Raw genomic sequence first — 1,462 nt, 5'->3', positions numbered from 1 at the left:
TGTCCCGGGCACCCGATGGGGCGGGGGCGCGGGCCCGGGGGGTTGGGGTCGGGCGCCGTTCTGTTCCCCGTGGCGGCCTGCGCGCCGATATCGCGGGCATCGCGGCGGACAGTGACGCGATCGGCCATGTCGGCGCCCCGGATTCCGTGCCGCGCACCGGTTCTCCCGATCCGCGCGGTCCGCACCTGCTGGTGCTGGCGCGCGGTGAAGAGGGCTATCGACGGCTGTCCAGGGAGATGGCCGCCGCGCACATGGCCGCGGGGGAGAAGGGCGTGCTGCGCTACGACTTCGACACGCTCACCGCGACGGCCGGCGGGCACTGGCACATTCTCACCGGCTGCCGGAAGGGCCACCTGCGCAGCGCGCTGGAGCAGGATCTGCGCGAGGGCGCGACACACCTGCCGAAAGCCGAAGCGGCACTGCGTGATCTGATCGAACGTTTCGGCGACGACCGGGTCAGTGTCGAACTCACCCACCACGGCATCGCCACCGACGACGAACGCAACGCGTCTCTGATCGCGCTCGCCGATCGCCTCGGTCTGCCGGTCCTGGCCACCACCGGTGCGCACTTCGCCGGCCCGTCCCAGCGTCGTCGCGCGATGGCGCTGGCCGCGATCCGGTCAAGGAGCAGTCTCGACGAGATGGCGGGCTGGCTCGCGCCCACCGGCGGTGCGCATCTGCGCTCGGGTGCGGAGATGGCGCGGCTGTTCGCCGACCACCCGCAGGCGGTGGCCGATGCCGTGAGCCTGGCCCGGGAATGCGCGTTCGACCTGCGCCTGATCGCCCCGAAGCTGCCTCCGTTCGACGTGCCACCCGAGCATGACGAGGACTCGTGGCTGCGCGAGCTGACCCTGCGCGGCGCCGCCGAGCGCTACGGCCCACCGGAGCGGAATCCGCAGGCGTACCGGCAGATCGAGCACGAGCTCGCGGTGATCGAGAAGATGACGTTCCCCGGCTACTTCCTGGTGGTGCACGACATCGTCCAGTTCTGCAAGGACAACGACATCCTGTGTCAGGGCAGGGGCTCAGCGGCCAACTCCGCGGTCTGCTACGCCATCGGCATCACCAATGTGGACCCGGTGGGCAACAAACTGCTGTTCGAACGGTTCCTCTCGCCGGAGCGCGACGGACCGCCCGACATCGACGTCGACATCGAATCCGACCGGCGCGAGGAAGCCATCCAGCACGTCTACGCCAAGTACGGCCGTGACTACGCCGCCCAGGTGGCCAATGTGATCACCTATCGCGGTAAGTCCTCGGTGCGCGATGCCGCACGGGCACTGGGCTTCTCACCGGGTCAGCAGGACGCGTGGAGCAAGCAGGTGAGCCGCTGGTCCGGGGTGTCGGCGGAGACCGGCACCGATATCCCGGCGCCGGTGCTCGAACTCGCCGGTGAACTCGACGGCCTGCCGCGTCATCTGGGCATCCACTCCGGTGGCATCGTGATCTGCGATCGGCCGAT

General features: G+C 69.8%; 1 protein-coding gene. It reads left to right on the top strand.

Features of this window, described 5'->3' with window-relative positions; genetic code table 11:
• Positions 1 to 1,462: PHP domain-containing protein (locus ACFWPJ_RS20075; protein WP_378853445.1), on the top strand; the 1,462-nt coding region annotated here is incomplete at both ends.

The sequence above is a fragment of the Nocardia sp. NPDC058497 genome (assembly GCF_042720195.1).
Classification (GTDB): domain Bacteria; phylum Actinomycetota; class Actinomycetes; order Mycobacteriales; family Mycobacteriaceae; genus Nocardia.
The sequence above is the reverse complement of the archived record's forward strand: the minus strand, read 5'-3'. Positions and strand labels throughout refer to the sequence as shown.